Annotated in this window: 21 protein-coding genes and 1 tRNA gene; 20 read left to right on the plus strand and 2 right to left on the minus strand. The window is 57.7% G+C overall.

Going from position 1 to position 26,703, the window contains the following annotated elements:
* The 13 genes from ahbB (AC2FH9_RS11830) to AC2FH9_RS11890 all read left to right on the plus strand — a co-directional run bounded on the left by ahbB (AC2FH9_RS11830) (position 1) and on the right by AC2FH9_RS11890 (position 13,899).
* Positions 1-990, plus strand: coding sequence for a siroheme decarboxylase subunit beta (ahbB, locus tag AC2FH9_RS11830; RefSeq protein WP_496696563.1), 990 nt, complete (start codon positions 1-3; stop codon positions 988-990).
* Positions 987-1,436, plus strand: a complete 450-nt coding sequence (locus tag AC2FH9_RS11835; protein ID WP_496696565.1) for an Lrp/AsnC family transcriptional regulator — start codon at positions 987-989, stop codon at positions 1,434-1,436. Before ahbB (AC2FH9_RS11830) ends, AC2FH9_RS11835 begins: the two co-directional genes overlap by 4 nt.
* Positions 1,433-1,933, plus strand: a complete 501-nt coding sequence (gene ahbB / locus AC2FH9_RS11840) for a siroheme decarboxylase subunit beta (protein ID WP_496691876.1) — start codon at positions 1,433-1,435, stop codon at positions 1,931-1,933. Before AC2FH9_RS11835 ends, ahbB (AC2FH9_RS11840) begins: the two co-directional genes overlap by 4 nt.
* Positions 1,921-3,135 carry a heme d1 biosynthesis radical SAM protein NirJ gene (gene nirJ / locus AC2FH9_RS11845; protein ID WP_496785834.1) on the plus strand — a complete coding sequence of 405 codons (1,215 nt, stop codon included), beginning with the start codon at positions 1,921-1,923 and terminating at the stop codon, positions 3,133-3,135. The genes ahbB (AC2FH9_RS11840) and nirJ overlap by 13 nt, the downstream gene beginning before the upstream one ends.
* Positions 3,110-4,663 (plus strand): cytochrome D1 domain-containing protein, encoded by a 1,554-nt coding sequence (locus AC2FH9_RS11850; RefSeq protein ID WP_496785833.1) that lies wholly within the window; start codon positions 3,110-3,112, stop codon positions 4,661-4,663. Before nirJ ends, AC2FH9_RS11850 begins: the two co-directional genes overlap by 26 nt.
* Positions 4,620-4,883 (plus strand): hypothetical protein, encoded by a 264-nt coding sequence (locus AC2FH9_RS11855; protein ID WP_142635225.1) that lies wholly within the window; start codon positions 4,620-4,622, stop codon positions 4,881-4,883. The genes AC2FH9_RS11850 and AC2FH9_RS11855 overlap by 44 nt, the downstream gene beginning before the upstream one ends.
* A 598-nt stretch (positions 4,884-5,481) precedes the next feature.
* Positions 5,482-7,605 (plus strand): 4Fe-4S binding protein, encoded by a 2,124-nt coding sequence (locus AC2FH9_RS11860; RefSeq protein ID WP_496691895.1) that lies wholly within the window; start codon positions 5,482-5,484, stop codon positions 7,603-7,605.
* 14 nt (positions 7,606-7,619) lie between these two features.
* Complete coding sequence (gene nosZ, locus AC2FH9_RS11865; RefSeq protein ID WP_281972625.1) at positions 7,620-9,527, plus strand: TAT-dependent nitrous-oxide reductase; 1,908 nt, start codon at positions 7,620-7,622, stop codon at positions 9,525-9,527.
* A gap of 3 nt (positions 9,528-9,530) precedes the next feature.
* Positions 9,531-10,787 (plus strand): nitrous oxide reductase family maturation protein NosD, encoded by a 1,257-nt coding sequence (locus tag AC2FH9_RS11870; RefSeq protein ID WP_496696572.1) that lies wholly within the window; start codon positions 9,531-9,533, stop codon positions 10,785-10,787.
* On the plus strand, positions 10,777-11,670 hold the full coding sequence (locus AC2FH9_RS11875) for an ABC transporter ATP-binding protein (protein WP_496871652.1): 894 nt from the start codon (positions 10,777-10,779) through the stop codon (positions 11,668-11,670). Before AC2FH9_RS11870 ends, AC2FH9_RS11875 begins: the two co-directional genes overlap by 11 nt.
* A complete protein-coding gene (locus tag AC2FH9_RS11880; protein WP_271948643.1) occupies positions 11,667-12,488 on the plus strand; it encodes an ABC transporter permease in 822 nt (273 codons plus the stop codon). The genes AC2FH9_RS11875 and AC2FH9_RS11880 overlap by 4 nt, the downstream gene beginning before the upstream one ends.
* On the plus strand, positions 12,485-13,000 hold the full coding sequence (locus AC2FH9_RS11885) for a nitrous oxide reductase accessory protein NosL (protein WP_142635212.1): 516 nt from the start codon (positions 12,485-12,487) through the stop codon (positions 12,998-13,000). Before AC2FH9_RS11880 ends, AC2FH9_RS11885 begins: the two co-directional genes overlap by 4 nt.
* Positions 12,997-13,899, plus strand: a complete 903-nt coding sequence (locus tag AC2FH9_RS11890; RefSeq protein WP_496871654.1) for an FAD:protein FMN transferase — start codon at positions 12,997-12,999, stop codon at positions 13,897-13,899. The genes AC2FH9_RS11885 and AC2FH9_RS11890 overlap by 4 nt, the downstream gene beginning before the upstream one ends.
* Positions 13,900-14,287: 388 nt before the next feature.
* On the opposite strand, the gene AC2FH9_RS11895 is transcribed toward AC2FH9_RS11890, so the two are convergent.
* Positions 14,288-14,377 (minus strand) — tRNA-Ser (locus tag AC2FH9_RS11895).
* Positions 14,378-14,977: 600 nt separating this feature from the next.
* On the opposite strand from AC2FH9_RS11895, the gene AC2FH9_RS11900 reads away from it, so the two are divergent.
* Entirely contained in the window at positions 14,978-15,664 is a 687-nt protein-coding gene (locus tag AC2FH9_RS11900; protein ID WP_281972630.1) for a FecR family protein, read from the plus strand.
* A 181-nt stretch (positions 15,665-15,845) separates the two neighbouring features.
* Positions 15,846-17,966, plus strand: coding sequence for a CHASE2 domain-containing protein (locus AC2FH9_RS11905; RefSeq protein WP_496871655.1), 2,121 nt, complete (start codon positions 15,846-15,848; stop codon positions 17,964-17,966).
* Positions 17,967-18,787: 821 nt separating this feature from the next.
* Here AC2FH9_RS11905 and AC2FH9_RS11910 read toward each other — a convergent pair.
* A complete protein-coding gene (locus tag AC2FH9_RS11910) occupies positions 18,788-19,417 on the minus strand; it encodes a response regulator transcription factor (RefSeq protein ID WP_246097171.1) in 630 nt (209 codons plus the stop codon).
* A 219-nt stretch (positions 19,418-19,636) separates the two neighbouring features.
* On the opposite strand from AC2FH9_RS11910, the gene AC2FH9_RS11915 reads away from it, so the two are divergent.
* Genes AC2FH9_RS11915 through AC2FH9_RS11935 form a run of 5 tightly spaced genes read left to right on the plus strand, consistent with a single transcriptional unit; the run spans position 19,637 to position 26,582 of the window.
* The gene (locus tag AC2FH9_RS11915; RefSeq protein WP_496871657.1) at positions 19,637-20,878 is read left to right on the plus strand and encodes a pyridoxal-phosphate-dependent aminotransferase family protein; all 1,242 of its coding nucleotides are present in this window, start codon (positions 19,637-19,639) and stop codon (positions 20,876-20,878) included.
* Between the two features lie 16 nt (positions 20,879-20,894).
* Positions 20,895-22,091, plus strand: coding sequence for a malate--CoA ligase subunit beta (locus AC2FH9_RS11920; protein WP_496693072.1), 1,197 nt, complete (start codon positions 20,895-20,897; stop codon positions 22,089-22,091).
* The gene (sucD, locus tag AC2FH9_RS11925; RefSeq protein ID WP_281972634.1) at positions 22,091-22,981 is read left to right on the plus strand and encodes a succinate--CoA ligase subunit alpha; all 891 of its coding nucleotides are present in this window, start codon (positions 22,091-22,093) and stop codon (positions 22,979-22,981) included. Before AC2FH9_RS11920 ends, sucD begins: the two co-directional genes overlap by 1 nt.
* Complete coding sequence (locus AC2FH9_RS11930; protein ID WP_496749954.1) at positions 22,981-23,952, plus strand: 2-hydroxyacid dehydrogenase; 972 nt, start codon at positions 22,981-22,983, stop codon at positions 23,950-23,952. The genes sucD and AC2FH9_RS11930 overlap by 1 nt, the downstream gene beginning before the upstream one ends.
* Positions 23,952-26,582, plus strand: coding sequence for a phosphoenolpyruvate carboxylase (locus AC2FH9_RS11935; protein ID WP_496871659.1), 2,631 nt, complete (start codon positions 23,952-23,954; stop codon positions 26,580-26,582). The genes AC2FH9_RS11930 and AC2FH9_RS11935 overlap by 1 nt, the downstream gene beginning before the upstream one ends.
* The last annotated feature ends 121 nt before the right edge of the window (positions 26,583-26,703 follow it).

The raw sequence follows: 26,703 nt of genomic DNA on the forward strand, positions 1-26,703 counted from the left end.
ATGCAACATATCACTGACCCGATCGACCGTCGCCTGCTGGACGATTTTCAGCGCGAATTTCCGATTGTCGACCGCCCGTTTCAGCCAGTGGCCAAGGCGCTGGGGCTGGACGAAGCTGAAGTGCTGAACCGTCTGGCGCGAATGCGTTCGACCGGCCGGATCACCCGGGTCGGGGCCACGATCACTCCGGGCGCGGTGACGGCCAGCACTCTGGCCGCGGTGGCCGCACCCGAGGAGCATCTGGAGGACATTGCCGCCCTGATCGACGCAGAGCCCGGTGTGAACCACAATTATCAACGTGAGGACAAATGGAACCTCTGGTTTGTAGCGACCGGCCCTGATCGCGCGCATGTGGACGCCACTCTGGCCCGGATTGGCCTGCAAACCGGTTTGCAGGTTTTGGACTTGCGTCTGGTTCGGCCGTTCAATGTTGATTTGGGCTTTCGAATGACAGGCAAGCAACGCAACGTACCAGCACCGCGCAAGGTGGACTGTTCCGTTCTGCAAAAGGGTGATCGCTCGTTGATGCAGGCGCTTAGTTCCGGCTTACCGCTGGTTTGCGAACCTTACGCAGCACTGGCCGCCTCTTTGGACCGTAAACCAGAGGACGCCATGACGCGGATCCGGATCTTACACGAGGCTGGAATTGTCTCGCGTCTTGGCGTGATCGTAAGACACCGGGCACTGGGCTGGTCGGCCAATGCGATGGTGGTCTGGGATATGCCAACTGATCAGGTCGATCGTGCCGGACCTGCGCTGGCAAAATACCCTGGCGTGACACTGTGTTATGAGCGTCGACCCGTTGAAAACATCTGGCCCTACCGCCTGTATTCCATGATCCACGCCCGCTCGCGCAGCGAAGCGCGAAACGTCCTGGCCGGGGCTGCGGCATTGCCTGAGCTGTTTGGCGCGCAGCACAAGGTGTTGTTTTCGACTCGCTGTTTCAAACAGACCGGCGCGCTGATCCAACCCAAGGAGACAGCGGCATGACCCTGGACGAAACTGATCGGGCAATCCTGAACCGAATGCAGGACGACTTACCTCTGACCTCACAACCCTATGCGATGGTGGCCCAAGAACTGGGGATTTCGGAACAGGATCTGTTGGTTCGCCTATCACGGATGAAGGATGAACGGGTCATCACGCGCTTTGGCCCGTTCTTTGACGCGGCCGCGATGGGCGGGGCTTTTTGCCTATGTGCCATGGCCATACCGACAGAGGCATTTGAATCCGTCCTGACCAAAGTCAATGCGCATCCCGAAGTTGCCCATAATTATGAACGTACGCACCGGCTGAACATGTGGTTCGTATTGGCCACCGAAACGCCCCAAGGGATTGAGGCCTGCGCCGATGCGATCGAACAAGAGACGGGGATCGAAGTTCTCAGATTTCCCAAGTTGCAGGAATTCTTCATCGGCTTCCGGGTGGCGGCATGATCGACGCAAAAGACAGACTGATTATCGAGGTTCTGCAGGGCGGATTGCCCCTGGTGCCTTCGCCCTACGCTCGGGTCGCTGAAAGCCTTGGAATGGACGAACAAGCGCTGCTGTATCGCCTCGCAGAACTTAAGGCGCGCGGCGTTATACGTCGTATCGCCGCAGCCCCGAACCACTACAAACTGGGCATGACTTCGAACGGCATGACAGTCTGGGACGTCGATGACAGTCAAATCGCTGATTTGGGGGCACATATTGGCGGTCTGCCTTTTGTCACCCATTGCTATGAACGTCCACGTGCCCTGCCCGACTGGCCTTACAACCTGTTCGCCATGGTCCATGGCAAAGACAGGGGTGAAGTCGAAGAAAAACGGGCCGAGATTGCCGGTATTCTGGGCAGTGCCTGCCGGGCCAAGGACATCCTGTATTCAACGCGCATCCTGAAAAAGACCGGGCTGCGCCTGAAACCGAAAGGCCAAACGCCATGTTCCGCCTGACTGAATACATGCAGCAACTGGTCACCCCGACCCCCGTGCGCAAGCGCCGCCCCGGCCCGGTTAAGCCGGTGGTCATCTGGAATCTGACCCGGCGCTGCAACCTGAAATGCCGCCATTGCTATACTGTTTCGGCGGATGTCGCGTTCCCGGGTGAGCTCAGCCACGAGCAAGCCATGGTAACCCTTGAGGATCTCGGCCAATTTCGCGTCCCGGCCCTGATCCTCTCGGGGGGGGAACCGCTGGATCGGTTCGATTTCTTTGATATCGCCAACCGGGCGCGCAAGTTGGTGCCGATGCTGGCGCTGTCGACGAATGGCACGCGGATTTACGATGAAACCGCCGATATGATCGCTGATGTCGGCTTTAACTATGTCGGCATATCACTTGACGGAATCGGGGCCACAAACGACTGGTTCCGAGGTGTCGAGGGCGCCTTTTCAGATGCCCTGCGCGGCGTGCGCGAGTGCAAGAAACGCGGCATCAAGGTTGGTTTGCGATTCTGTTTGACCGAGGGCACACAGCACCATCTGCCCGATCTCCTGCAGCTATGTGATGATGAGGGGGTCGACAAATTCTACCTGTCTCATCTGGTCTACGCCGGTCGCGGCGACAAGAACAGGGGCGAGGATGCCGAGCATCTGCGCACGCGCAAAGGTCTGGATCTGTTATTGGACCGCGCGTGGGAGGCTGCCTCGGGCGGGCGCCCGCTGGATATCGTCACCGGCAATAACGATGCCGACGCCGGATATTTTCTGAACTGGGTCAGGACGCATTTTGATGCCGAAAAGACCTCGCATATACGTGCGCATTTGGCGGCCTGGGGCGGGAACTCCAGCGGGTTGGGGGTGGCCAATATCGACAATCTTGGTCGGGTCCATCCCGACACCTACTGGTCAGATTACACGGTCGGGAATGTGAAAACGACGCCGTTTTCCGAGTTGTGGACCGGGGACGACAAGATGCTGGCCATGCTGCGCACTCGCCCACGTCCGCTGAAAGGGCGCTGTGGAGTTTGTCAGCTCAGGGATGTTTGCGGTGGCAACACGCGCATCCGGGCCCTGCAACTGACGGGCGATCCCTGGGCCGAGGACCCGGCCTGTTACCTGTCAAACGATGAAATTGGCGTGGAAAAAGTGGGCAAACGCCTGCAGGTCACACCTTTCCGGGGGAAAAGCCATGATCCGGCGCATCAGTTCTTTTAGGGCTCGGACGCTTGGAACATTGTGCGCGCTTCTGCTGACCAGCGCCGCATGGGCCGACGCCCAGTCCGACTATGCCGAACATTGTGCGTCCTGCCACGGTGACACCCGGCTGGGCGGTGTTGGTCCGGCCTTGATACCCGAAACGCTAAAACGCATGCGCGGCCCGCGGGTCGCCGCCGTGATCGCCGAAGGGCGCACCGCCACCCAGATGCCAGCCTTTGCGCATAATCTGAACGCCCTGCAGATCGAGGAGTTGGCAGGTTGGCTGAAATCCCCGCTCGAGACCGCCCCGGACTGGGCCGAGGCGGACATCATGGCCAGCCGTACGCTGGACGCAGACTATGTCGAGATTGATGCGCCCGTCTGGTCCAGTGATCCGATGAACATCACGTTGGTGGTGGAAACCGGAGACCACCATGTCAGCGTTCTGGACGGTGACACATTTGAGGTTTTGGACAGATTTGAAACTCCTTTTGCCGTTCATGGCGGCCCAAAGTTCAGCCCCGATGGACGTTACGTGTTCATCATGTCCCGCGATGGCTGGGTCCAGAAATATGACATCTGGGCGTTGCAACAGGTGGGTCGCGTGCGGGCGGGACTAAACAGCCGCAACATTGCCATGTCAGGCGATGGCAAATGGCTGGCGGTGGCGAATTACCTACCCAACAGCCTAACCCTTTTGTCCACCCGGGATCTTTCGGTGGCAAAAGTCATCGAGATTAAAAGCAGGAAAGGTAATCCCAGCCGCGTTTCGGCCGTTTATCAAGCTCCGCCACGGGAAAGCTTTGTGCTGGCCTTGAAGGATGTGCCAGAGATTTGGGAGGTCTTCTATGGCGCCAATCCACCCCAATCCGGGCTGGGACACGATTTTCGTATCGAAGGGCAGTTCAAGAACCCGAACCCTTTCCCAGTACGCAAGATCACTACGCCCGACTATCTGGACGATTTCTTTTTCGACCAGACTTATGAATACGTCATGGGCGCATCTCGCGACGGGAACGGCGGTCAGGTGATTGATCTGGTCATTGGCCAAAAAGTGGCTGACCTGGATCTGCCCGGCATGCCGCATCTGGGTTCCGGGATTACCTGGCGGCGCGGCGATACAACTGTGATGGCAACGCCGCACCTGACTGATGGCACCGTCTCGGTGATCGACATGGAGACATGGGAAACGGTCAAGCGGATCAAGACCGAAGGGCCGGGGTTTTTCATGCGCAGCCATGAAAACTCGCCATATGTCTGGGCCGATGTTTTCTTTGGGCCCAACAAGGATGTGATGCATGTGATCGACAAGCAAACCCTTGAGATCGTACGGACCCTGCGCCCAGCGCCGGGCAAAACCGTGGCCCATGTGGAATTCACCAAGGACGGAAGCCATGCGTTGGTTTCGATCTGGGAAGATGACGGCGCGGTGATCATCTATGATGCAAAAACACTGGAAGAGGTCCGCCGTCTGCCGATGCGCAAACCTTCGGGAAAGTACAATGTCTGGAACAAAATCACCTTCTCGGAAGGAACCAGCCACTGAGGGCAAATGGCCGGTGTGGAAACTGGCCATATTGCTGTATCCAGCGTCTGCGCTGACCGTGGCCATAAACCTTTTTCTGGCTGGCCTGATCGCCAACAGCGCCGGATTCGGAGTGATTGAGCCTGTCACCGCCATCCTGTGGTCAATCCCATTGGGTGTACCTGCCTGCTGGTTTGCAGGGCGCTGGGTACGCAGTTTGATGGACGAAGCAGACGGCTAGGTCGGATTCTCCAAAGGCCTAACCGAAGTCAAGTATCTGCTTTCGGGAATCTCTTAGGACTTGGGAAAGATCACCGAGTTGGATTCTCCATGCCCGCCCATAATCCTTTGCACATTTCAGCTGTTTGCGCGTCCCGCGCAGCTTGTGCGGTGGCAGGTATAATCCTTCTGCTTTTGCAGCTGCTTAGCCCGGCGCTGGCGAGTCCCGGGCAAAGCATGTGGGTTGAGATCTGCTCGGAGGGCGGCGCGGTCTGGGTCGAGGTTGATCTTGAAAAAGGCGATGCAGACCCGACCGCACCTTGCCCCAAATGCGCCGATTGCGCGCTGTGCGCCGTGACCGGTGCCGCACCTCTGCCCATGCCGCTGGAAGTGACGCAACGAGGAAGGGTTCAATTCTTATCTTGCCAAAACAACAGGTCCTTCGAGCTAAATGGCTCTGACCGGCTGTGGCCAGAAACCCGGGGTCCTCCCCCTGCACCAGAATTTAAAACCGAACGCGCCCCGCGCGCGTCCATGGCGTCCACCCCAATCATTGGAGGTGCGCCGTGGTCGTAAGTCGCGCAATCCATTTCCTGCTGGCCTTTTTTCTGTCCTGCCTGATGGCGATCAGCGCACATGCCGACAGCCTTGCCAGCTTTTTGCCAGAACTTGAGCCCGCGGACCTGATCCCCGGCGCCGAGGCATTTGGCCCGATCAGAAAAGACATTCCGGTTGCGCCGATCCTGAAAGGGGGCAAAACGATTGCCTGGGCCTTTCTGACCTCGGATTTCGTGGGCACCACAGGCTATTCCGGCAAACCCATTCACGTCGTTGCAGCGATCGACAATGATGCGGTGCTTACTGGCGTTAAGCTGGTCAAGCATTCGGAACCCATCGTACTGATCGGGATTCCGAACGCGCGTATGGTCGAACTGACCGAAGGCTATGCCGGCCTGGACCTTAGGGTTGAGGCTGAAACAGGCGGTGAGGGCCATGACCTCGACATTATCTCGGGCGCGACTGTCACAATCATGGTGATCGACGACAGTCTCGTGCGTGGCGGCATCAAGGTAGCGCGGGCGCTGGGGCTGGGTGGCTTGTCACCGCTGCAGGCCGACGGGCCGAAGCGCGAAGTCGATATGGCACAAGACGCCACTTATGACTGGACAACGCTTTCGGGTGACGGCTCGGTCCGACGCCTGACACTGGATGTCGGTCAGGTCAACGCTGCGTTCGAGGCCACCGGCGACCAGCGCGCCATCAGGCGCCGTGAACGGGGCGCGCCCGACGACACCTTCATCGACATGCATCTGGCGTTGGTTTCGGTCCCGTCGATCGGCAAGTCACTGCTGGGCGAGGCCGAGTATCAAAACCTGACCGAGTGGCTGGGCGAGGGCGAGCAAGCCATCCTGGTGCTGGGTCGTGGCGCCTATAGCTTCAAGGGGTCAGGCTATGTACGTGGCGGGATTTTCGACCGTATTCAGCTGATTCAAGGTGATAATTCGGTACGCTTCTTTGATAAACAGCAAGAGCGTCTGGGCAGAGTTGCGGCCGCCGATGCGCCCAGTTTCACCGAGCTGGATATCTTCAAAATCCCCGCTGAGGCAGAGTTTGATCCGGCCGAACCGTTCCGCCTGCAACTGTTGGTGCAACGCGCCGTCGGTGCGGTTGAAAAGACGTTCCTGACCTTCGATTTGGGCTACAAACTGCCTGAGCAGTACCTGTTGCCAGTCGTAGCCCCCACCGTTGTGGATGACGCCACAGGTGAAGCCGCCGCCAAAGCCGCTCTTTGGAAACGTATCTGGAAGGATCGCACAGTCGAGATTGCCGGTCTGGGCGTCATGCTGCTGATACTGACGGCGACCTTCTTTTTCCAGTTCCATGCCACGATGAACGCGCGGGTCTTTTACTGGTTCCGCATCGGCTATCTGACAATGACCCTGTTCTTCATCGGCTGGTACGCGAATGCCCAGTTGAGCGTGGTGAACCTGATGGCACTGGCGGGCAGTTTGCGCACGGGTTTCTCATGGGATGCCTTCCTACTGGACCCGCTGGTGTTCATCCAATGGTTCGCCGTGGCAGCCGCCCTGTTGTTCTGGGGACGCGGTGCCTATTGCGGCTGGCTGTGCCCGTTTGGTGCGCTGCAAGAACTGACCAACAAGATCGCGCGGGCTTTTCGCGTGCCGCAATGGACCCTGCCCTGGGGCCTGAATGAACGGCTGTGGCCCGCGAAATACATGATCTTCTTGGGTCTCTTCGGCCTCAGCTTTGTCTCCATCCCGCTGGCCGAGAAGTATGCCGAGATCGAGCCTTTCAAGACCGCGATCATTCTGAAATTCATGCGCGACTGGCCGTTTGTGGTTTTTGCGCTGGCCCTGTTGGGGATCGGCCTGTTCGTTGAGCGGTTCTACTGCCGCTATCTCTGCCCGTTGGGCGGAGCACTGGCGATCCCGGCCCGCATGCGCATGTTCGACTGGCTACGCCGTTACAAGGACTGCGGCACCCCCTGTCAGACCTGTGCCAATGAATGCCCCGTTCAGGCGATCCACCCCACAGGTGAGATCAATCCGAACGAGTGCGTCACCTGCCTGCATTGTCAGGTGCTCTACCAGTCCGAGGACAAATGTCCCGTCGTTATCCGTCAACTGAAACGGCGGGCCAAGACAGGGTCGGTCGATCTCAAGACCCCACTCGGACAACCACCGGCGAACCATCCAAACGCCAAACCGAAAACCGTTTCCTAAAAGGAGGAACGATCATGTCGGAACATGACAACAAACTAACCGTCACACGCCGCGGTATGCTGGGGGCGACCGCCACTGGCGCCGTGCTGGCCGGAACCGGTCTGGGATCAACCCTGATGACCGCAAAACAGGCCAGCGCCGCGGCCAATGCCAATCTCGAACCTGGTGAGTTGGACGAATACTACGGTTTCTGGTCCTCGGGTCAGACCGGTGAGCTGCGCATTCTGGGCTTCCCGTCCATGCGCGAGCTGATGCGGGTGCCGGTGTTCAACCGCTGTTCGGCCACCGGTTGGGGTCAGACCAATGAATCGCTGAAGATCATGACCGATGGCCTGCTGCCGGAAACCAAGGAATTCCTCGCCAAGCGCGGCATGAAAACCTACGATAACGGTGACCTGCACCACCCGCATATGTCGTTCACCGACGGCACCTACGATGGCCGTTACCTGTTCATGAACGACAAGGCCAACACGCGCGTTGCTCGCGTACGCTGCGACGTGATGAAATGCGACAAGATCACCGAAATCCCGAACGCCAAGGCGATCCATGGTCTGCGTCCGCAGAAATTCCCGCGCACTGGTTATGTCTTTGCCAATGGCGAAGATGAAACTCCATTGGTCAATGACGGCACTGTGCTGGACGATCCGTCGCAATACGTGAACATCTTCACCGCGCTAGACGGCGACACCATGGAAGTGGCATGGCAGGTGATCGTGTCGGGTAACCTCGACAACACCGACTGCGACTATCAGGGTAAGTACGCCTATTCGACCTCGTACAACTCGGAAATGGGTATGAACCTGGCCGAGATGACCGAGAACGAGATGGACCATGTTGTTGTCTTCAACCTCGCCGAAATCGAAGCAGGTATCGAAGCAGGTGACTATCAGGAGCTGAAAGGCGTCAAGGTTCTGGACGGCCGTAAGGGTCAGAACAAGAAATACACCCGTTACATCCCGATCCCGAACTCACCGCACGGCATCAACACTGCGCCTGACGGCAAGCATGTCTGCATCAACGGTAAACTGTCGCCGACCGTATCGATCATGGATGTCACCAAACTGGACGCCCTGTTCGAAAGTGATGCCGATCCACGGTCCTGCATCGTGGGTGAGCCGCAGCTGGGTCTTGGCCCGCTTCACACTGCTTATGACGGCCAGGGCAACGCGTTCACCACGCTATTCCTGGACAGTCAGATCGTGAAGTGGAACCTCGACAAGGCAATCGAGGCTTACGGCGGCGCCGATGTAGATCCGATCATCTCGAAGGTCGATGTGCATTATCAGCCGGGCCATAACTCGACCACCATGGGTGAAACCAAGGAGGCTGATGGCAAGTGGCTGATTTCGATGAACAAGTTCTCGAAAGACAGGTTCTTGAACACGGGTCCGCTTAAGCCTGAGAACGAGCAACTGATCGATATCTCAACCAACGAGATGAAGGTGGTTCACGACGGACCGACCTTTGCGGAGCCGCATGACTCGATCATGGTGCGCGCTGACATCGTCAACCCGGTCAACGTCTGGGACCGTAACGACATCACCTGGGAGGACGCCCGCAAACAGGCTGAGGCCGATGGCATCGATCTGGAAGATGGTGCCGAGGAACCGATCCGGGACGGCAACAAGGTGCGGGTCTATATGACCTCGCAGGCCCCAACCTTCAGCCTTGAGAAGTTCACCGTCAAACAGGGTGATGAGGTAACAGTCTACATCACCAACCTGGATGACGTGGACGATGTGACCCACGGCTTCTGTCTTGGCAACTACGGCATCGCGATGGAAGTTGCGCCGATGGCGACCGCTTCGGTCACCTTCACCGCTGACCGTCCGGGCGTGCACTGGTTCTATTGCCAGTGGTTCTGCCACGCGCTGCACATGGAAATGCGCGGCCGGATGCTGGTCGAGCCGCAGGGAGCATAACCCATGCGTTGGCCACTGCTCATACCGCTCCTACTCGGCTCGCCCCTTTGGGCGGCGGATTGGGATGTGCCCAACCGGGCGGGGGCCATCAATGAAACACTGGCGCAGGCGGCGGATGGAGACACCCTTCGCCTGAGCCCCGGCGTTTATTCGGAAACACTGGTTCTGGACCGGCCCGTCACAATTGATGGGCTGGGGCAGGCCACCATTGACGGACAAGGCGTCGGCAGCGTCATCACCGTGACCGGACCGGGCGTGACCGTGCGCGGTCTGACCGTGATTGGTTCGGGCTCGAGCCATGATGGGATCGACAGTGGCATTCAGCTGGTCAAAACGGCCCATGCGCCGGTGATCGAAGGCAATGTGTTGCTGGGCAATCTCTATGGCATCGACATCCACGGCGCCAAGGACAGCGTCGTGCGCGGCAACCGGATCGAAGGGCGTCAGGACAAGCGGATGAATGACCGCGGCAACGGCGTCTATGTCTGGAACGCACCGGGTGCGCGGGTCGAAGACAATGATATCCGGTACGGGCGCGATGGGATCTTTGTGAACTCGTCCAAGAAGAACACCTTTACTGGAAACCTGTTCCGCGATCTGCGGTTCGCGGTGCACTACATGTATGCCGACGACTCGGTGGTCAGCGATAACGTCTCGATCGGCAATGATCTGGGCTATGCGGTGATGTTCACGACCAATGTCAAAGTCACCGGCAATGTGTCGATTGATGATCGCGAACATGGTGTGATGCTGAACTACGCCAACAAGAGCGTGATTTCCGGGAACGTCGTTAAGGGTGCAAAGGAGAAATGCACCTTCCTGTATAACTCGAACAAGAACGAATTCACCGACAACTGGTTCGAGGGTTGCGGCATCGGCATTCACTTCACTGCTGGGTCAGAACGTAACCGTATCGTCGGCAACGCCTTTGTCGGAAACCGGACTCAGGTGAAATACGTTTCGACCAAGTGGGTCGAGTGGTCTGAAGACGGGCGCGGCAATTACTGGTCCGATTTCGCCGCCTATGATGTGGATGGCAACGGCGTCGCTGATGCCCCTTATCGCCCCAATGACTCGATGGACCATGTGCTGTGGACCCAACCCGCAGCCAAGCTGCTGCTCGGCTCCCCTGCCGTGCAGCTGGTGCGCTGGTCGCAATCAGCCTTCCCGGCACTATTGCCGGGGGGTGTGATGGACAGCAATCCATTGATGCGAGCCCCTGAACCCTCAGCTATGAAAAAGGTGCCTCATGACGGATAAGGCCCTGACGATAAACAACGTCTGTAAGGACCGAGGCAAAACCCGCGTTCTTGACGACATCACCCTGTCTCTTGCCCCTGGTCAGCGCGTGGCGCTACTGGGCCATAACGGCGCCGGCAAATCGACCCTGATCAAATCCATCCTTGGCCTAATCCCGATTGAGGACGGAGCCATTCGAATCGGAGACGCCACACCCGGCAGCGCACAGGCGCGGCGGGATACGGCGTACTTGCCCGAGGCGGTGTCCTTCCACCCGGCGCTTACGGGCCGGGAACAGCTGACTCTTTTCGCGCAGCTCTCGGGGTCCAAGGCCGATGTGCCCGGTTTGCTGGAACGTGTTGGCCTCAGCGACGCGCTGGACCGACGGATCGGGACCTACTCCAAGGGGATGCGGCAACGTCTGGGATTGGCGCAAGTGCTGCTGGGCCAGCCGAAAGTGGCATTGCTGGACGAGCCGACGAGCGGACTGGACCCGATTTCTCGGCAGGATCTGTACGCCATCATCGACGAACTGGCCGCAAAAGGCACCGCCGTCCTGATCGCATCGCATGCCCTGACTGAGGTCGAGGCCCGCACAGACCGGATCGCAATCATGCGCGGGGGCCGGATGGTGGCCGATGACACGTTAAACAACCTTTCGGCGTTGGCGGGTCTGCCAATCCGCCTGAAGGTGCGCGCCAGCTCTAACCCTGACGCCTTGGCCGCCAAACTGGGCGGCAGCCGGATCAATGGCGCGTCCGTTGAGTTGCTCTGCACCGTCGACGACAAGATGGAGGCCCTGCGCCGGATCGCCGGATTGGGCGATGCGGTGGCAGATGTGGAAATGACACCTCCCAAGCTGGAAGATCTCTATCGCTACTATGCACAGGAGAAGAGGCCATGACCCGCTTCCTCGCCATCACCCGCACTGAAATGTTGATCTTGCGCCGCAACCGCTGGCTGCTGATGGCGACACTGATCATGGTGTTATTCGCGCTGGCACTTACCTTTGCAGGCAGTGCACCCACAGGCACGCTTGGCGTAGATATGCTGACTGTCTCGGTTGCCTCGATGACGACGCTGTCGGTCTATCTTGCCCCCCTACTGGCACTGATGATTGCCTTTGACGCCATCGCAGGCGATGTGGACCGGGGCAGCTTATCGCTGCTCTTGTCCTATCCCGCCGGGCGCGGAGAAATCCTGTTGGGAAAATTCACCGCCCATTTGTCGGCGCTTGCCTTTGCGATGACCATCGGCTTTGGCACGGCTGGCGCGGTGGCAGCATGGTTCGGTGGCGCCGGTCCAGAAAGCCTGTTGGCTCTGGTCCGTCTTATCCTCACTTCGATCGTGCTGGGCGCCGTGTTTCTGGCATTGGGATACTTGCTGTCCGCCCTGGCAAAGGGGGCCACGGCGGCAGCAGGTCTGTCGGCCGGGCTCTGGCTGGTTTTTGTCGTCCTCTATGATCTGGGCCTGTTGGGGGCCGTCGTCATGGACAAGGGCGGCACCTTCACTCAATCCGTCTTTCCATGGGTGATGGTGGCCAACCCGGCCGACGCTTTCCGTCTGTGGAATATCGCCGCAACCGAGGGCGTCGCGATGGCATCCGGCATGACCGGCGCTGCGCAGGCTCTGCCCGTCTGGGCCGCCCCGTTGTCTTTGCTGATCTGGCCCCTGCTAGGCCTTGCACTTGCCCGGCTCGCGTTCCGAAGGGTCGAGCCATGAAGCGTCTTTTCCTGATTGCTCTACTCGCCCTGACTGCCTGTAAGGAAGAACAGATTGCCGCGCCTGACCCGGTCGATCTGACGCCAGACGCACTCAGCTTTTTTTGCCAGATGAATATTGCTGAACATGGCGGTCCAAAAGGACAGATTCACCTCGACGGCTATCCCACACCACTGTTTTTTGCGCAGGTTCGCGACATGGTTGCCTATCTCAAAAGCCCCGAACGCGAGGCAGCCATTGTTGCAATCTATGTCAGCGATATGGGAACCGCCCCAAGTTGGCATCAACCAGGTCAATCCAACTGGATCAATGCCGAAGGTGCGACTTTCGTCGTCGGGGCCAATGTCGCCGGCGGCATGGGCGCGCGCGAGGTCGTGCCCTTTGCAGACCCGACCGATGCGGACAGCTTCATCATCCTGTACGGAGGGTCCGCTTTGCCCCTGACTGACATACCCGACGCCGAAGTGCTTGGCCCCGTCGATCTGGACCTGAAACTGGAGACACCAGCATGAGCCGTTTGTCCCGACGTCGTTTTCTGATCATGTCTGCGGCATGCGCCGCGCTACCGGCGGCCGCATCTGGCGCACCAGTCGCGCATTGGCGTGGCATCGCGCTGGGGGCCAGGGCCAGCCTTGACCTTGTTGGCCTTTCTGAGGCAGAGGCGGCGCCCCTGCTGACATCAATCGAAGCTGAACTGAACCGGCTGGAAGGTATCTTTAGTCTGTATCGATCGCAGTCACAGATTTCAGAGCTGAACCGAAGCGGATTGCTGCAGCAACCAGCCCCCGAACTGTTGAATGTACTGAGCCTGTGTTCGACCCTTCACAGTGCATCAGACGGGGCTTTTGACCCCACAATACAACCCGTCTGGAGGGCGATGGCCGCGCGCGCCAGCGCATCTGAATTGACTGCCGCCCAAGAAACTGTCGGCTGGCACCGAGTCCGATATGACGCTGATGCGATCCAGCTGCCGGAGCCCGGTGTCTCAGCCTTGACATTGAACGGTATCGCACAAGGCGCAATCACCGATCGCATTGCGGCGCTGTTACGGTCCTTTGGCTTACGCGATGTTCTGGTTAACATGGGAGAAATCGCGGCAATGGGTCAGCGAGGTGACGGGCAAGACTGGCGGGTCGGCCTTGCGGGTCACAATAATACAGTCCTCAAGAAGATCACTTTGCGAGAACGCTCAGTAGCCACATCTTCGGTTGCAGGCACGCTCTTGCCTGGCGACCACGGCCATATACTGAACCCATTCGGCCCAAGCCCAAGCAACCACACTGTTTCCGTTTCCGCACCCAATGCAGCCTTAGCTGACGGTCTGTCCACAGCTCTTTGCGCCGTCCCAAAGGAATGGACCGGTAGAATTCTGCAGAGTTTTCCATCGGCCAGTTTGGAGTTGAGCGGGTAATCCGCAGTCTGTTCCAAGGCAGTCAAATCGGCAAATAGGACCTGTCCGCTGAATCAACTTTACCGGTGGTCAACCTTTCGAGCGCCAGCAGCCTCATACCGAACAGTCATCCGAATTCAGAAGCAACCCCGATAGTGCTGGCTCTTGCAACACCAACGGTACCGGTTTCGGTGGTATAAGCGGATTTGCCGACAATCCAGGCACCATTAGTCGATCACGAGAGCAAGCTTCGCACCCACCGCGTCCCGCGTGTATTTCGAAGGGCCGGGTCATTGAGTGCTGGAAACGAAACCCCTAACCTTCCGATCACGTTATTTCTTGGCGTATGTGGGGGGTAAAGCCTTCAAAACATGTAAGCCATCACAAAAAACATCATACGAAGATTTGGTGGCGGAGACGAAGGGATTCGAACCCTCGAGACCCTTCCGGGCCTACTCCCTTAGCAGGGGAGCGCCTTCGACCACTCGGCCACGTCTCCGCTGGCCGGTGTATTCGATAAGCGCCAAGAAATACAAGGGACCTCGTGAAAAAATCTTCAAAAAGTCAAATCCATGATGTCTATGGCTTTCGGGCTTGATCAAAGGCAGCCGCGAAACGTCACCCGCAATGCGTGTCTGCCGGGCTTTCCATAAGGCGATCAGACCCAAGAGACGTCGGCTGGGAAAGCGAGCGACGGCCCAACGAAACATTGATTTGAAAAGGGCCCTGTCCAAGACGCCGGCAATGTACAAACAGAGAGTTTCCGAAGCTCTGGGTCAGCCCAATTAGGTGGGAATTTTCTCCAGCTTCATAGAAAACTTGCCAAACACATAGGCATTAAGGCATATTTGCTTAGATTTTTTGCAAATAATACAAAGAAATAAATTCCACGAGGCACAGACCGGGCAGCGGGCGCATTGCGCTCTGGAATAACCTTGGGGAAGGGATAATTAGTTTGGTCTGGTTAAGAGTGTTGTGTGTTTCCTGTTGTGTTTTGATACTGCCGTCGCAGATCCTGGCCAACATTGGTACTGTCGTAAGCGTCAAACAAGGCGCAGAAATTACCCGAGCCGGGAATTCCCGGCCACTGCTTGAAGGCATGGAAGTTGCCTCGGGTGATTCCATATCCACAGACAGCAGAGGGGTAGTTCAGCTGATCTTTGTTGACGAAACGAAGATCGCGATAGGGCCTAATGCAAAGATGGCGCTGGATGTGACCATGTTGCGAAACAAGAAGAAGGCCAAGAATTTTGCCGTTCAGGCCTTGGGTGGAAGCTTTCGTTTCATCTCGGGCAACAGCAGAAAACGTGCCTATTCCATCCAGACCCCGACTGCGACAATGGCTGTGCGTGGGACCATATTCGACATGTGGGTTGTGCCTGGCACCCAAAGCTCGATGTTGGTGCTGGAAGGCACCGTGCAGATGTGCGGCCTGAAAGGCGGCTGCAGATCAACTGGACGTCAATGCAGCCTGTTTGCCACCAGTCAAAAAGGCAAGGTGGGCCGCCCGGCCGATCAGGCACAGTACGACGAAGCAGTGAAAAATGGATTTCCGTTCATTCAGTCTCAGGAACGGCTTCTGAGTCCGCTGCGCGTGAATATCGAAGGCTGCGCCGGAGAATCAGCACCAGTGCAGCCCATCGAAAAATCCGACGCTCCCGAGCCCCGCCCAGCGCCCCCGCAGCGGCAAGCGGTGAAGGCTTCGGTAGCATCTGCACCCGTTGAGGCGCCCAGTATAGAAGGTGGTGCAGCGCCGGATACGAAACCGAATAGACCTGTTAACTGAGCATCGGCTGATATGGGTAATCGGTAATGTCGGGCAGTGAAAGCGACCACTGTCTTCGGAGGCAACCGTGACGGTTAAGTCGAAAGAACGGAGCACTCGCCGCAGGGGTTTTCGCCTTGTGGGTTTGTGCCTGATCCTGTTTGGATGCTTTGTCAGGGTCATAGATCCATTTCCCGTGCGCATGACTCGGCTGATATATTTCGACATCCTTCAGCGCATGGCCCCACGCGATTACACCCCCGACCTGCCAATCCGTGTTGTCGACATAGACGAACAGTCACTGGCCAACTGGGGGCAATGGCCATGGCCGCGCAATCTCATGGCTCAGATGGTTGAAAACCTCGGCCAAAATGGCGCTGCGGTCATCGCTTTTGACATGCTGTTTGTCGAACCCGACCGCTATTCGCCTGCTCGATTATTGGAAGACCCTGCGTTGGCCGAGGTGCTCTCGGTAGATGAAGACGCCCAAAACCTGGACAACGATGTTTTTTTCGGAGCCGAAATCGCCAAATGGCCGGTTGTTCTGGGTGTAGCGGCCCGTGTGGCCGATGATGGTCAGCCCGTCATATCCAAGGCGGGGATCATCGAGATCGGTGAGTCTCCGACCTCAGGGCTCGTCCAGATTCCGCATTGGACCCCACCTGCTCCGCCACTTTATTCAGATGCAACAGGCATTGGGGGCGTGAATGTCTCACCACTTGGTGGGACCGGTGTGGTCCGCCGGGTCCCGGTACTTTGGGGGGGACCGGATGGCGCCCTGCCAAGCCTGGGAATTGAGGCCCTTAGGGTGGCCATGGGGGAAACAGTCATTTTCGCCGAGGGCGCGCCCGATGAATCCGGTGTCATGCTGGCGCTTGAACTGGGCGATTTTCGATTGCCAACAACTCAGAACGGCGAAGTCTGGATCCGGTACAGGCGAGACCAGCCTGAACTGTATGTTTCTGCCAATGACGTTATGACGAATCCGGATGATCCTGCGCTGCGGTCCCGGATCGAAAACCAGATTATTCTTGTTGGCACCTCTGCGGCGGGTCTGTTTGATATGCACCAGACCTCGCTCGGAGAATCCGTGCCCGGCGTCTCGATCCACGCGCAGTTACTTGAACAGGTCCTAACGGGCGAAATGCTCAGCCGATCCGATGTGACCGCTGCGCTTGAGTTGGTCTCATTCGTCTTACTGGGGTTAGTGGTCGTCGCCGTCATGTCCAGCTTTGGTGCGGTCGCATCCTTCATTGCGGGTGGCGTATCTGCAGCCGTAGTTGTGCTGATCAGCTGGATGGCCTTTCAAAATCAACTCGTATTATTTGATGCAACCTTCCCACTTGCTGGTGGGATGGCGAATTTCGGGCTGTTGGCCGGATATCTATTCATTTCGACCGAGCGCGAGAAAAGAGCGATCCGAAAGATTTTTTCTCACTATGTCGCTCCTGAAATTTTGGATGAAATGGAAGGCTCGGACCATCAGTTGGTCCTTGGTGGAGAAACACAAGAGATCACCGTCATGTTCGCCGACATCCGTGGATTTACCCCGTTATCCGAGTCGGTTTCGGCCACGGAGCTCGTCGCCATTCTGAATGAGCTGTTTTCACAGGTCGGAGATCAGATTTTGCACGAGCGAGGCACAATCGACAAATTCATCGGCGACGCAGTCATGGCGTTCTGGAACGCTCCGCTTCCGGTCGAAAATCATCCCTGTCGCGCTGCACGGGCAGCCTTGATGATGCGCGGTGCATTGGCACAGTTCAATAGGTCCGAAATCATGCGCGAACGGCCACCCATTGCGCTGGCCACTGGCTGCGCGACAGGACAGGCCTGTGTGGGCAATATCGGGTCGCGGCGGCGGTTCAATTATACTGTGATCGGAGATGTGGTGAACGTCGCCGCCAGGATCGAACAAAGCTGCCGACATGTCGACTATGACATCTTGGTTTCGAATTCAGTTTACATTCTAGGCAAACAAGAGTTGGCGATGTTGGAAGCTGGGTTTGTGGACCTGAAAGGAAAAAAGAACCTGGAGCCCGTTTACATATTGATTGGCGATCAGGACATGCTCGACAGCGAGGCATTCCAGAACTTACGCGATGCGCATGCTCAACTTTTGTCGGCCATACGTGCGCGTGAACCGCTGGAGCGCACCGATGAGCTGCGCCAAAACTGCATCGACATTGCCAAAGAAATCGAACCCGGTCTTCTGTCCTTTTATCGCGCGCTGTCTGGGCGCACTGCTGATTTTCTGTCCGATGTCCAATCAAACAAGCTGTTGTTCAGTCATCACGCCCGTGAAGGACAAAATCTGGCCTAGCGGGCCCAGAGCCATTGCAACTTTCAAGCGAGCATGTGAACCCCATAGAACCGCCCTGAAGCAGGCGCGGAAGTTGGGGAACCATATTGCTAAAGCCAAATCATCCATCCTGAACTTGGCTCCTTACTTCTGGCCTGAAGAAACTGGATCAGCACCTTACTGCACCGAACTGACCCTATTGGATGCTCATCGTGAAACAGACGCCATTATGGCCTATGTTCCGACTTTTCTGACCTTGTTTGGCGCCCGAACGCTTACCGAAGCAATCAAAATGGCACGTCGCCGAAAACGCGTTTTTCGCCCCCAAACACAGACCAGCCTGCGGTCTCCTGGCCATTTGCGGGTTCGGGCTTCTAAGCAACCTGTCCCGCGAGAAAGGGCTGTACGATTTTCTTGAAACAGCCGGATCTCTGCACTCTCTCTGGGTTGATGTCGAAATGATCCTGGCCGGACCGGCCCTCTGGAGCAAGACCTGACCGCGATCAAAGACGCCGTCGCCAAAGACAAAATCAGATGGGACGGCCCGCTATATGGCGAAAAAAAACAGCATTTTTATGGTGAGATTGACGTGTTTCTGTTTCCAACTCGATATAGTATCGAAGCTCAACCAACTGTAATCTACGATGCCTTCGCGTCGGACACAGCCGCGACCTCTTTCGCGCGCAGAGCTATCGAAGAACAGGTTCGGGTTTGCATTGCGACCGTCGCCGTCGATCAGAGCTTTTCCGAAACCGCCACCCAATTCCCCACGGGTTCCTAAGAAAGGCCGATCACGCGACCAACAGAATGACCACACCATTGGAGCATTTGGGCAAATCTATCTAATGCGAGGCCGCATTAGACGAATAGTAATACGCGATGGCCTGCGTCCTATTTTTAACCGATAGTTTTTCGTAAATGTTTGACAGGTGAAATTTCACGGTATTGGTCGATATCTGAAGCTCTTTGGACAACTCGCGGTTGGACATGCCCTTGGCTAGAGCTTCCAGAATCGCGCGCTCTTTCCGCGACAGGCTGTGGATCGGATTCTGTTGCATCTGGCGGACATCGATGAACGGAAACACCATCTTGCCAGCAGCCACGTCCGCGCAGGTTTCCAGCAACGCTTCAACTTCACCTGACCGGGATGAGAATCCCGCAGCTCCTGCCTGCATTGCAAGGCGCGGAACATCTCCGACATCATCGCCGTAAATGACAAAACGGGGCGCGCCTTCCTGTTCTCGCAAAACCTCGATCAATTTGGCCGCGCCAAGAACCGGCAAGCTCCAGGAGATCACACACACCTGGACCGGAACTCTCATGACCGCGCCCAGGAACCCTTCAGCAGTCGCCGATGTGGCGACCAAAGAGAATCGCGGATCACGTTCAAAAATCTCTGACATGGCCGATAAGACCAGCGGATTGTTGTCGGCAAGCATGACGTCAATCGGTTGTTGTGAAGGCTCTGTCATTGATTTTACATCCAAATCCTCAATAAACTACCCATTCGTATAGGGCAAAACTTGGTATACTTCGGTATTCTTGCCAATACGGGTAGGTTTTTCCCCATCCCATTAGAAGTCCTAAAGCAGTAGTAAGTTACGTTGCGCGATGACGCAAGCAAGGCTTTCCTGATCCACAACGAGATGTCTGGGCGTGGTTGACCACCCCAACGATCAAGGAGGATCGCAATGACTTTCCAGATTTATCCAACGCTCGAAATCCCCGAGACGCTGGCCGCAGGCCCCGGGCCGGGCAATACAGACGCGCGCGTTCTACAGGCCTTTTCCAGCGCCGGAGTTGCGGATCACATGCAGGGCGACGTTTTGCGCGGCATGATCGAATGCAAGCACATGCTGCGCGAAATCTGGGGCACCACGAACATATACACCTTTGCGGTCGCGGGCACTGGTTGGAGCGCTTTGGACACCATGTTCTCGGCTGTCATGCCCGGTGACACGGTTGTTGCGTTCAACAACGGGACCTTTTCGGGCATCGATACAATGACCCTTCGGATCAAGGCAGCGACACCGGACGAACATGCTGCCAACCCCTTGGATCCGCAGGCCGCCAGTGTCACGATCATCGACGTGCCGCATGGTCAGTCGGTGACCGGTGACATGGTCGAAGCCGCACTGGCTGAACACAAGCCCAAATGGGCGTTTATGGCACATTGGGAAACGGGATCAGGACGCATCAATGATTTGCGCGGCTTCTCGGATGCCTGCGAGCACCATGGTGCAATGGGTCTGATCGACGCCGTTTCGTCTTTGGGTGTCGAAGATTTCCGGGTTGATGATTATCCGGGCATCGCGGGCTGGGCCTCTTGTCCGCAAAAGGGCCTGTGCTGCTTGCCGCTTACCTATGCTCCCGTCAGCTTTACCGACGCATATATCGACAGCCTGAAAGCAACGGGTGCCTACAGCTATGTTCACAATCCCATTTTCGAGGCCCGCCACTGGGGCATCGTCGATGGCCAGGATGTCGAAAAAGGCACATATCACCGCACACATTCGGGCTATGCCGTCGCGGCCTTTCATGAATCGTTACGCCTGACCCTGCAGGAGGGGCTGGCGAAGCGCGCGCATGCTTACAAGACGCATGAGGCCGTGCTGCGCGATGCCGTCATTGCGATGGGCTGCGAGGTCACCTCGGACATGTCCAGCCTTGTGGTGCTGAACCTGCCCGCTGAACTTGCAGGCCGCGAAATGGAGCTGGTGCAGAATTGCCGGGCCCGCGGCTTTGGCATCTGGCCAACCCTCAGCGCCCCTGTTCAGGTCCGCATCGGCATCCTGAACCAACTGAATCATCAGTCGATCGGCCGCATCGTGCATTTGTTTGCCGAAGCAATCCGCGAGATGGGTGGTTCGGTGAATCTCGAAGCGATCGAAGCGCTTCTGGAAAGCCGCTACGGCACATCTATCGCTGCATAAACGGGAGGAAATGCAGATGGATATCCACGAATATCAGGCGAAAGAACTTCTTTCGAATTTCGGCGTCGAGGTCCCTTCGGGGGCCTTGGCCTACAGCCCCGAACAAGCTGCCTATCGTGCACGTGAGCTGGGCGGCGACAAGTGGATTGTAAAAGCCCAGGTTCACGCAGGTGGCCGCGGCAAAGCTGGGGGCGTAAAGCTGTGCAATTCGGAAAGCGAAATATACGCAGCCTGTGACGAGATGTTTGGCCGCAAGCTGGTGACGCATCAGACCGGCCCCGATGGCAAAGGCATCTATCGCGTCTACGTCGAATCTGCCGTTCCAATCGATCGGGAAATCTATCTGGGTTTTGTGCTCGACCGCTCAAGCCAACGCGTGATGATCGTCGCCTCGTCCGAGGGCGGAATGGAGATCGAGGATATTTCCGCAGAACGCCCTGAAAGCATTGTCCGCTCCATCGTCGAACCTGCGGTAGGTCTGCAGGAGTTTCAGGCGCGCGAGATTGCCTTCAATCTGGGACTGGAGCCCCGTCTGATCCAAAACATGGTCCGCACCCTCCAAGGGTGTTACGCCGCTTTCAACAAGCTGGACGCGACTATGGTTGAAATCAATCCGCTCGTCATCACCGGCGACGATCGCGTGTTGGCGCTGGACGCCAAGATGAGCTTTGACGACAACGCCTTGTTCCGCCACCCGCAGGTCGCGGAGCTTCGCGACAAAAGCCAGGAAGACCCCCGTGAAAGCCGCGCGGCGGATCGTGGCCTGTCTTATGTCGGGCTGGACGGCAATATCGGCTGCATCGTGAATGGTGCCGGTCTGGCCATGGCGACGATGGACACGATCAAGCTGGCCGGGGGAGAGCCTGCAAACTTCCTCGATATCGGAGGCGGCGCGTCACCAGAACGTGTTGCCAAAGCTTTCCGATTGGTACTGTCCGACAAGAACGTCCAAGCGGTTCTGGTCAACATATTCGCCGGCATCAACCGCTGCGACTGGGTTGCCGAAGGCGTCGTGCAGGCTCTGAAGGAACTGGATATCGACATCCCAGTCATCGTGCGCCTTGCCGGGACGAATGTTGAAGAAGGTCAGAAAATACTCGCTAAGTCCGGCCTGCCGATTATTCGTGCAACAACATTGATGGAAGCTGCCGAACGCGCCGTTGGTGCGTGGCAAAACGATTTGACCCAAAACACCAAGATGAGGGCTGTGTAATGAGCATTCTTCTGGACCGCGACACCCGTGTTATTGTTCAGGGCATCACTGGACGAATGGCGCGCTTTCACACCAAGGATATGTTGGAATACGGCACCAATGTTGTTGGCGGTGTCGTCCCTGGCAAGGGCGGCGAAATCGTAGAAGGCGTGCCTGTCTTCGACACTGTCAAACAAGCGGTCACGGCCACCGGCGCAGAGGCCAGCCTTGTCTTCGTGCCGCCCCCGTTTGCGGCGGATTCGATCATGGAGGCCGCAGATGCCGGTATCCGTTATTGCGTTTGCATAACCGACGGCATTCCGGCGCAGGACATGATCCGCGTCAAACGCTATATGTATCGTTATCCCAAGGACAATCGCATGGTGCTGACCGGCCCGAACTGTGCTGGAACTATCAGCCCTGGCAAGGCGCTGCTGGGGATTATGCCGGGCCATATCTACCTGCCGGGCAATGTCGGCATCATCGGTCGTTCGGGCACGCTGGGCTATGAAGCTGCGGCGCAGCTGAAGGAGCGTGGCATTGGCGTCTCAACCAGCGTCGGTATCGGTGGCGACCCGATCAACGGCTCGTCCTTCCGCGATATCCTTGAGCGGTTCGAACAGGATGAGGACACCGAGGTCATCGCCATGATCGGCGAAATCGGCGGCCCTCAGGAAGCCGAGGCGGCCGAGTATATCCGAGACCACGTCACCAAACCCGTCGTGGCCTATGTCGCCGGTCTGACCGCACCTAAAGGCAGGACCATGGGTCATGCCGGGGCTATCATCTCGGCATTTGGCGAAAGCGCCTCGGAAAAGGTCGAAATCCTATCGGCGGCGGGTGTGACTGTTGCTGAAAACCCTGCGGTAATTGGCGAGACCATCGCCCGCGTCATGGGAGAGGCTGCGTGATGGTCAAACCTTCGGTCCTTGTCACCCGTCGCTGGCCCGCCGCCGTCGAGGCGCAACTGGCCGAAAACTACAACACCGTACTCAACATCGGGGACAAACCATTGTCCCCTGCCGAGATCCGCGATGCGTTGAAACGCTATGACGCGGTTCTGCCCACGGTCACCGACACGCTCAGCGCCGAGGCGCTGGACGTATCTGCGGCGCAAACCAAAATCCTCGCCAATTATGGAGTTGGTTACAGCCATATCTGTGAACCCGCTGCGCGCAGCCTTGGTATGACCGTAACCAATACGCCTGATGTCTTGTCCGAATGCACGGCTGATCTGGCCATGACATTGCTGCTGATGGTAGCCCGCCGCGCCGGCCAAGGCGAACGTGAGCTGCGCGCGGGCGGCTGGACCGGCTGGCGTCCGACCCATCTGGTCGGCACCAAGGTCAGCGGCAAGACTCTGGGCATCATCGGTTTTGGCCGCATCGGTCAGGAAATGGCCCGTCGCGCGCACCATGGGTTTGGCATGAAAATTCTTGTGCAGAACCGCAGCACTGTCTCGCCTGAGGTATTGAAACAGTTCAACGCAACTCAGGTCGATACCGTGGACGATCTGCTGCCGCACAGCGATTTCGTCTCACTGCACTGCCCGGGTGGGGCCGCAAACCGGCACCTGATCAACGGGCGCAGAATGGATCTGATGAAGCCCAACGCCTTCCTCATCAACACTGCGCGCGGTGAGGTCGTGGATGAGCACGCGCTTGTGCAGTCGCTGATGTTCGACACGATCGGTGGGGCTGCTTTGGACGTGTTCGATGGCGAACCTCGCATTAGCCCGGATCTGTTGCAATGCGACAACCTGGTGATGCTACCCCATCTGGGTAGCGCCACAAAAGAATCGCGCGAGGCCATGGGCTTTCGCGTACTCGACAATCTGGCCGACTTCTTCGCAGGTCGCACCCCGCGGGACCAGGTGATCTGATGCAAGCGCTGGCCCGCAATATTCCGTCCACCCCGGACCCTTCGGGCTATGCCGAGGAATTGCGCTCGGAACTGCGGGCGTTGTGGCGGAATATTCTGTCGAAGCGGGCGCCGCATGTGGCGACATGGGCCGAGGCCATGCCGTTGCAACCCATCCCTACAGGGCTCGAGGCAACGCCGTATCTGCAAGCCCTATCGATCTGGTTCCAACTGTTACGCATCATTGATGAAAACGCCCATGTCCGGGACCGGCGCCTTACCGAGACCCTAAGCGGCGCGGAAGCGGTCGAAGGCGGGTTTGCTGAGGTGTTGTCTGAACTGCAATTAACGGACAGCCAGACAAAAAAACTGACGGCTGACCTATGCGCCGGTCCCACCCTAACCGCGCACCCGACCGAGGCCAAGCGGGTCACCGTTTTGGAAATTCACCGGCGGATCTACCGCAATCTTGTCAGTCTTGAAGTGCAACGATGGACCCCGACCGAACGCACCGAATTGCTGAATGGTCTGGAAGGCGAGATTGATCTTTTGTGGCTGACAGGCGAACTTCGCCTGTCACGCCCAAGCTTGCGCGACGAGATCGAGTGGGGGTTGCAATTCTTCCGGGATGCAATCTTTGACGCCGTCCCACAGGTCATGGATCGGTTCGATCAGGCCTGCCTGCATGTGTTGGGTCAGACTCTAGCCAAAACACCCAACATTCGCTTTCACAGCTGGATTGGCGGCGACCGGGATGGCAATCCGAATGTCACAACCGAGATGACCGCACTGGCCCTGCAACGCGGCCGTGAAACGGTTCAGGATCTTTATCGTCAGGCCATCGATCAAGCTGCAAGCCGGTTGAGCATCAGCGCGCTCATATTGCCGCTTCCTGAGCCAAACCGTGCACGTGTACAAGAAATTATCGACCGGACACCGGACGACGATCGCAATCGAAACGAACCGTTCCGGCAGGCTCTCAATGCCATTCGCTATCGGCTGACCGATGGCGGCTACGATCACATCTCACAATTCGTAAGCGATCTTGGGGCACTTGATGCGGCTTTGTGCGCGGTCAACGCCGACGTCCTGGCACAGAGGCATATCCGTCCGCTGTGCCGCGCCGCTGCGGTTTTCGGGTTCCGAACCACAACCCTGGATATTCGTCAGAATTCAACCGTCACGAATGACGTTCTGACGGAAATTTGGTCGCAATCCGGACATACACCGGAATATGGCTCGCTCGACTGGTCTACCCGTCTGCGATCAGAGCTGGCAGATCAAAACCTGCCCTATCAAAACCGCGAGGCGCTGAGCGATCAGGCGCAGGAAATGCTGGCGCTTTTAGCGCTTGTTCATAGTGTTCGCTCGGGGCCGGATCCCAAGGCAATTGGGCCATTTATCCTGTCCATGACCCGGTCTGCCGATGATATTCTCGGTGTGTACCTGCTGGCCCGCTATTCCGGTTTCGGGTCCGAGACACTGGATATCTCGGTGGTGCCATTATTCGAAACGATTGCAGATCTTCGCAATGCCCCTGCGATCCTGCTGGACGTTTTGGCAGTACCGCTTGCCCGCCGCAGCCTCAAAACCGATGGAAATGAAATCGAAGTGATGCTGGGGTACTCGGACAGCGGCAAGGATGGCGGGTATTTCTGCTCAACATGGGAGCTGGAGCGCGCCCAACGTCGCATCGTGACGGCACTGGCTTCGCAAGGTTTCAAGGTCACGTTTTTCCATGGACGCGGCGGCTCAGTCAGTCGGGGCGGCGCTCCCACTGGGCGGGCGATTGCTGCGCAGCCCAGCGGAACAATTGCCGGGCGCTTGCGCGTAACTGAACAGGGCGAAGTTGTTTCGACCAGATACGCCAACCGCGGTACAGCCGCGGCCCATCTGGAATTGCTCCTCTCAAGCACGTTGCGTCATACCGCCAATCCCGGCGAAACCCTGGCCCGACCCGAGTTCGACGACGCGCTGGATGCTCTGTCGGAACTGTCACAGACAGCCTATGTCTCGCTTTTGAAGATGCCAGGCTTTCTGGACTATTTCCAGCAGGCCAGCCCGGTCGAGGAATTAGCCCGCCTGAAAATAGGATCTCGTCCGGCACGTCGCTTTGGCGCGGCCAGTCTGGATGATCTGCGCGCCATTCCATGGGTCTTTGCCTGGTCGCAGAACCGCCACCTGATCACGGGCTGGTATGGTTTCGGGGCTGCAATGGCCAGCTTCCGCAAATTTCGTGGCGCGCGCGGTGATGAAGTGCTGCAGGATATGTTTCAGCACTCCCGGCTGTTCCGCCTTGCCGTCGATGAGATGGAGAAATCGCTCTATCAGGCGGATATGGGCATCGCCGCACAATACGGCGAACTAGTGCACGATGAGAACACCCGACAAATCGTCTTTCAGTCAATCAAAGCGGAATACGATAGCGCCTGCAGTGCAGTGCAATTTCTGACGGGAGGACAAACTATCGGACACCGTTTCCCTCGCCTGTGCGAGCGGTTTGATCGCAAACGGGCTGAACTGGCCCGCATTCACGCGCTGCAGGTCGAATTGCTGCGACAAGCTCGATCCGAGCCTCAGGCAGGATCGGTTCCTGTTCCCCTGCTGCAATCCATGAACGCTATTTCCGCTGGCCTTGGCTGGACCGGCTAACCCTTTTAGGAGGTTTCAAAGTGAACGCCCCGCAACGCACTCAAGGTTTTTTCACCCAGTCTCTCTCAGCGCGCGACCCAGAGCTGTTCGGCTCGATCACGTCCGAGCTGGGCCGTCAGCG

Source organism: Ruegeria sp. CDSC081 (assembly GCF_059610485.1).

Excerpts from the sequence above, each read along its gene's own strand:
- ahbB (WP_496696563.1), top strand. The coding sequence starts at position 1 with ATGCAACATATCACTGACCCGATCGACCGTCGCCTGCTGGACGATTTT.
- AC2FH9_RS11835 (WP_496696565.1), top strand. The coding sequence starts at position 987 with ATGACCCTGGACGAAACTGATCGGGCAATCCTGAACCGAATGCAGGAC.
- ahbB (WP_496691876.1), top strand. The coding sequence starts at position 1,433 with ATGATCGACGCAAAAGACAGACTGATTATCGAGGTTCTGCAGGGCGGA.
- nirJ (WP_496785834.1), top strand. The coding sequence starts at position 1,921 with ATGTTCCGCCTGACTGAATACATGCAGCAACTGGTCACCCCGACCCCC.
- AC2FH9_RS11850 (WP_496785833.1), top strand. The coding sequence starts at position 3,110 with ATGATCCGGCGCATCAGTTCTTTTAGGGCTCGGACGCTTGGAACATTG.
- AC2FH9_RS11855 (WP_142635225.1), top strand. The coding sequence starts at position 4,620 with ATGTCTGGAACAAAATCACCTTCTCGGAAGGAACCAGCCACTGAGGGC.
- AC2FH9_RS11860 (WP_496691895.1), top strand. The coding sequence starts at position 5,482 with ATGGCGATCAGCGCACATGCCGACAGCCTTGCCAGCTTTTTGCCAGAA.
- nosZ (WP_281972625.1), top strand. The coding sequence starts at position 7,620 with ATGTCGGAACATGACAACAAACTAACCGTCACACGCCGCGGTATGCTG.
- AC2FH9_RS11870 (WP_496696572.1), top strand. The coding sequence starts at position 9,531 with ATGCGTTGGCCACTGCTCATACCGCTCCTACTCGGCTCGCCCCTTTGG.
- AC2FH9_RS11875 (WP_496871652.1), top strand. The coding sequence starts at position 10,777 with ATGACGGATAAGGCCCTGACGATAAACAACGTCTGTAAGGACCGAGGC.
- AC2FH9_RS11880 (WP_271948643.1), top strand. The coding sequence starts at position 11,667 with ATGACCCGCTTCCTCGCCATCACCCGCACTGAAATGTTGATCTTGCGC.
- AC2FH9_RS11885 (WP_142635212.1), top strand. The coding sequence starts at position 12,485 with ATGAAGCGTCTTTTCCTGATTGCTCTACTCGCCCTGACTGCCTGTAAG.
- AC2FH9_RS11890 (WP_496871654.1), top strand. The coding sequence starts at position 12,997 with ATGAGCCGTTTGTCCCGACGTCGTTTTCTGATCATGTCTGCGGCATGC.
- AC2FH9_RS11900 (WP_281972630.1), top strand. The coding sequence starts at position 14,978 with ATGGAAGTTGCCTCGGGTGATTCCATATCCACAGACAGCAGAGGGGTA.
- AC2FH9_RS11905 (WP_496871655.1), top strand. The coding sequence starts at position 15,846 with ATGACTCGGCTGATATATTTCGACATCCTTCAGCGCATGGCCCCACGC.
- AC2FH9_RS11910 (WP_246097171.1), bottom strand. The coding sequence starts at position 19,417 with ATGACAGAGCCTTCACAACAACCGATTGACGTCATGCTTGCCGACAAC.
- AC2FH9_RS11915 (WP_496871657.1), top strand. The coding sequence starts at position 19,637 with ATGACTTTCCAGATTTATCCAACGCTCGAAATCCCCGAGACGCTGGCC.
- AC2FH9_RS11920 (WP_496693072.1), top strand. The coding sequence starts at position 20,895 with ATGGATATCCACGAATATCAGGCGAAAGAACTTCTTTCGAATTTCGGC.
- sucD (WP_281972634.1), top strand. The coding sequence starts at position 22,091 with ATGAGCATTCTTCTGGACCGCGACACCCGTGTTATTGTTCAGGGCATC.
- AC2FH9_RS11930 (WP_496749954.1), top strand. The coding sequence starts at position 22,981 with ATGGTCAAACCTTCGGTCCTTGTCACCCGTCGCTGGCCCGCCGCCGTC.
- AC2FH9_RS11935 (WP_496871659.1), top strand. The coding sequence starts at position 23,952 with ATGCAAGCGCTGGCCCGCAATATTCCGTCCACCCCGGACCCTTCGGGC.